This is a genomic window from Pontimicrobium sp. MEBiC01747, assembly GCF_053601635.1.
This window is the reverse complement of the sequence record NZ_JBSHNS010000303.1, coordinates 1-5,150: the sequence shown is the minus strand read 5'-3', so window position 1 is coordinate 5,150 and position 5,150 is coordinate 1. Positions and strand designations below refer to the sequence as shown.

The following is a 5,150-nucleotide window of genomic DNA, read 5'->3' as shown; positions in this document are numbered from 1 at the left end:
GTTTTATAAAGGTATCCTAAGTTATGTTCGCTTAAATGAGCATCTGTTTGCTGTTTAAGTATATATTCAAAATATGGCGTATTCATATTTCTATTTAAAACAGCTGGGTTTTTAGTTGCTATACCATTTATTTTTTCTCCTTTTAGAATAAGTGATAAACTATCGTCTATTTCTATTCCAGAAAATGGCATTTTTCCGTAGTTATCAATATAACGGCCTAACCAACCAGTATTAGAATAAGCATTACTATCACTAGCGGTATGCCAAATATCGGTTGACCTAAAATGTGAACGGTTTGGATTAGGATAACCTACATTATTAATTATAGACAAGTAACCTTTATCGTAAAGTTTTTTAAGTGGTGTTAATTTGTTATGAAACCCTAATTCATCATTTATTTTTAGAATATTAGATTTAGAGATGGCTAATGTTGGCCGACTGTTATAATAAACATCATTAGTATATGGTACAATGGTGTTTAAACCATCATTACCACCAGAAAGCTGAATAATAACCAGTTTTTTATAACCTAAAACGTCCTTAGTAACCGTTTCAAAAGCTTTTACAAAACTTGGAACTAAAAACAAGCTACTAGCTAAACTACTTTGTTTAATAAAATCGCGTCTTTTCATAATTTTATTTTTAACACAATTGGTATTCTGGTAACGACATTAATTGAATCATATATTCTTTAATATCTTTTGTAGACAATTCTTCTAAAAATTGCTCTGTATCTTTATCTATATTAGAAACAATAAGTAAGTTTTTTAATTCTTTGTGTGATAAGTCTCCATAGGTATTGTAGAAATCATCCCAATTAGAAGATACTTTTAAAAATTTATTTTTCTTACGTTCTTTATTGTAATAGGCTTCAAAAGAGTCTTCAAATTCACCTTTAACACCAACATTAATAATTGCATTATTTAATAGAAGAGCTGCTAATTTCATTCTAACCATTAATGTGTTGCCATCAATCCAATAGCGATCTTGTTTCCAACCTGCAACATTAGGTGGATCGAGTAGCGTTTGCCCCATTATTTTCTGCAAGTACAATAGTTGTTTTTTCTTTTGAAAAGCAATTGGCACAATATTTTGAATCCCTATAAACAATTCAATAGGTGATTTTATTTTTACTCCTATATTTTTTTCATCATAAAACCAATCTGAACTAAAAATATGATGCATTAGTTTTTTAATATCATAATCTTTATAGAATAATTCGGTAAGTTCCTCAAGGCGAGCTTCATTTATTCTAGGGTTGACAAAATATCTGTATATTTTTTCGCAGATAAATTTAGCACATTGTTTTTGTTCTAAAATAATATCTATAATATCATCGCCATTAAAATCTCCTGTTTTTCCTAAAAACGTTTTTTCTCCATAATCGTGTTTTCTAGAACGTAAAAAGAAAGCTCCATTTCTTTTAAACGACCAACCAGTAAACGCTCTCGCGGATTCCTTTATATCTTGCTCTGTATAATTACCTACTCCAAGGGTAAACAATTCCATAAGTTCTCGTGCAAAATTCTCATTAGGGCTTTGCTTTACATTTTGCCTATTATTAAGGTATTTACTCATTGATGGCTCTTTGGCTATAGCCTTTACAAAATCTTTAAAATTACCTAAAGCATTTGCCCGAAGTGTATTATTATATTGCTGAATATGCCAAATTGTATTATCACGACAAACAAAAACATTTGCCCAAAACAAAGTCATTTTTTCGTTTAAGACTGATGAAGGATTTACCATCCTATCTATCCAAGCATAATTAAGTTCTTTAACTTTCTCTCTACTCTTCTTATTCAAGGCTCTAAGCGCTCCATCCATCATTTTCAATTTCGAATACTTTTTAGGCTGGAGTAGCTCTTTAAACTCTGAAAGGTCTAACTGTAATGGTTCTACTTTTTCAGCATTTAAAAATAGTTCTGAAACGATTGCAGACTTAGATTTGGATTGTAACTCTTGAAATTGGTTATACCCAATACCAAATCCAGCTCTTGAATATAAATGTTGAACGTGTTTTTGTTTCACCCTTATAATGCTTTTAGATTTAGACACATTGTTTAACTAATGGTTTAATTAGCATCAACCAAAATATAAGGTTTCTTAGAAAAAGGGGTTAAATAATTATCCTAAAGAGTATACTATATAATTATTATGAGAGTAAAAGATAAATAGTAAAAAAAGCAAATTTATCTACCCAATACTATAAGGGTTTATTTCTATATTTATTAAGCTTAAAGCCTTTCTACTTCCCGATACAGAAATTAGCAAAAATATTTCCTAATAAATCATCGCTTGTAATTTCTCCTGTAATTTCTCCGAAATGATATAGTGCTTGCCTAATGTCTATAGCTAATAAATCGCCCGAAATACCTATTTCTAGTCCTTCTTTAACTTTATTTATCTCTTCAAAAGCCTTTAATAACGAATCGTAATGACGTGTATTGGTTACTATAGTTTCATTATTTCTAAGTGCTCCCGTATTTACAAAACCTATTAGTTTTTCTTTTAACTCCTCTACTCCTACTCCAGTTTTTGCAGATAGCAAATGTATATTTACAAATTCTGTTTTTAGAGCATTTAATTCCGAAGTATTTAAGGTATCAATTTTATTAGCTATAATAACTAACGGTTTTAAAGGAAAACGGTTTTTAATTTTCTCTATTTCAATTTTAAGGCGTTGGCTTTCGGTTTTAAATTCTTCGGCAGAAAATAGAAGAACCACTACTTGCGCTTGCTCCATTTTCTCGAAGGTTTTTTTTATCCCAATGCTTTCTACAACGTCCTCTGTATCGCGAATGCCAGCAGTATCTATAAAACGAAAACCAATTCCTTCTATAACTAACTCATCTTCAATAGTATCTCTAGTTGTTCCTGCGATGTTACTAACAATGGCTCGTTCTTCATTTAATAAGGCATTTAACAATGTACTTTTACCTACATTTGGTTCGCCCACAATTGCCACAGGTATTCCATTTTTAATAACGTTGCCAACTGCAAACGAATCTATTAATCGTTTTAATACAAAGGTAATGCGCTCTACTAAGGCTTTAAATTGCGAACGGTCTGCAAACTCTACATCTTCTTCTGCAAAATCGAGTTCTAATTCTATTAATGAGGCAAAATTCATTAACTCCTCTCTAAGTTTTGCTATTTCACTAGAAAATCCACCTCGCATTTGTTGCATTGCTATTTGATGAGAAGCTTCATTATCACTTGCTATTAAATCTGCTACAGCTTCGGCTTGACTTAAATCTAGTTTTCCATTTAAAAACGCCCGTAATGTAAATTCACCTGCATTGGCCATACGGCAACCTTTGCGTAATAACAACTGTATTATTTCTTGTTGAATGTATATTGAGCCATGACATGATATTTCTACAACATTTTCTCCTGTATACGAATTGGGGTTTTTAAATATAGAAATCAACACTTCATCTATAGTACGTTTATCGTCTATAATATGCCCTAAATGTATAGTATGTGTTTTTTGATTAGTTAATTGTTTATTTTCTTTTACAGATTTAAAACAGGTATTTGCTATAGTTATAGCGTCTGGCCCCGAAATACGAATTATGGCTACTGCTCCTGCTCCAGATGCCGTTGCCAATGCTACTATATTATCATTACTAATCATGGTGCAAAAATAGTGAATTGCATTTTATGTTAATGGTTTTTCTATATAACTATGCAGTTGTTATTTAATTATTTCCTCCTTAGAAAATCTGCTGTCTAGATATGGTACTTAATTTTAAAGATTTGTTTAACACTCAATTTTTAACAACCAGTAATTAATATAAATAATAATCTAAGAACAATAATCCATATTCAATATCTTAATATATTTGTAAAGTAAACAACTTAATATCATGATTAAAAAAATAGTATTCCTTAGTTTAATTGTATGCCTATTTTCTTGTAAAGAAGAACAAAATGGCTACGAGATTAACGCAAGTGTAGACAGTTCTGCCAACAACCAAGTCGCTCAATTATTTAGAATGGATAATTCTAACAGAATTATTGAAGATTCTACTACTGTAAAAGATGGTAAAATTGTCTTTAAAGGTAATATAGAGTCTCCAGATATTCATTTCATAACAATAAATAGTATTAATGGCTCTTTACCTATTATTTTAGAAAACACTAAAATGGATATTACTATATATAAAGATAGTTTACCTAAATCCTTAATAGAAGGAAGTAAAGAAAATGACATTACTAAAAAATATATAAAAGAAGCTAAGTTTTTAAGTGTATTAAATAAAAAACTTATGGAGCGTTCTAAAAAAGCGCAGCAAAGTGGAAGTCCTGAGGCTATGGCTGCTATTAGAACATCTTACGATAGTTTTATTAAAGTGGCTATAGATTTTGATAAAGCCTTTATAAAAGAGAATGGAGATTACACTTTTGCAGCTATTACATTAGAGCGTATAGTAAGAGGAAACTCTTCTTCTACAGAGGAAATAGAAGAATTATACAATTCTTTTTCAGAAAAAGTAAAACAATCTAATCCAGCAAAAAAGGTAGAAACGTATATTAAAGACAATAAAAATAAAAAGAAATCTGTTCCTGCCATTATAGGAAATATTGCACCTGATTTTTCTGGTTTAACACCTGAAGGAAAAACACTTTCTTTAAACGATGTAAAATCTAAAGTCACTATAATAGATTTTTGGGCCTCTTGGTGTAAACCTTGTAGAAGAGAAAACCCAAATGTAGTAAAGCTTTACGAAAAATACCATGATAAAGGATTAGAAATTATAGGAGTATCTCTAGACAATAACGGACAAAAAAACCGTTGGGTAAAAGCAATAGAGCAAGATGGCTTAACTTGGCCGCAAATATCAAATTTAAAAGGATGGAAAGAACCTGTTGCTGTACAATATGGAGTACGTTCTATTCCAGCTACTTTTATACTTGACAAAACAGGAAAAATAGTAGCAACTAGATTAAGAGGTAAAGCTCTAGAAGATAAAGTAGAGGAATTATTAAGTTTATAATACGACTTAGGTTATAAAACAAAAAAATGAGGTTTAAAAGGCCTCATTTTTTTTTATTTTATAGTTTCCCCATGCGTTTCATAACAAATAATATTACAATAGGTATCGTTAACAAAATGGTCATAACTAAATGATTAAGTAATATAC

4 protein-coding genes are annotated in these 5,150 nt (G+C 30.2%); 1 reads left to right on the top strand and 3 read right to left on the bottom strand.

Going from position 1 to position 5,150, the window contains the following annotated elements:
* From ACVC2P_RS09995 to mnmE, 3 genes are all read right to left on the bottom strand, one after another.
* Positions 1–632 (bottom strand): DUF1501 domain-containing protein (locus ACVC2P_RS09995; RefSeq protein WP_452598334.1); only part of this gene is annotated, 632 nt, incomplete at its 3' end.
* Positions 633–642: 10 nt separating this feature from the next.
* On the bottom strand, positions 643–2,031 hold the full coding sequence (locus ACVC2P_RS09990; protein ID WP_452598333.1) for a DUF1800 domain-containing protein: 1,389 nt from the start codon (positions 2,029–2,031) through the stop codon (positions 643–645).
* Positions 2,032–2,248: 217 nt separating this feature from the next.
* Positions 2,249–3,640 carry a tRNA uridine-5-carboxymethylaminomethyl(34) synthesis GTPase MnmE gene (gene mnmE / locus ACVC2P_RS09985; RefSeq protein WP_452598332.1) on the bottom strand — a complete coding sequence of 464 codons (1,392 nt, stop codon included), beginning with the start codon at positions 3,638–3,640 and terminating at the stop codon, positions 2,249–2,251.
* Between the two features lie 232 nt (positions 3,641–3,872).
* On the opposite strand from mnmE, the gene ACVC2P_RS09980 reads away from it, so the two are divergent.
* A complete protein-coding gene (locus ACVC2P_RS09980) occupies positions 3,873–5,003 on the top strand; it encodes a redoxin domain-containing protein (protein WP_452598331.1) in 1,131 nt (376 codons plus the stop codon).
* Positions 5,004–5,150: the final 147 nt, after the last annotated feature.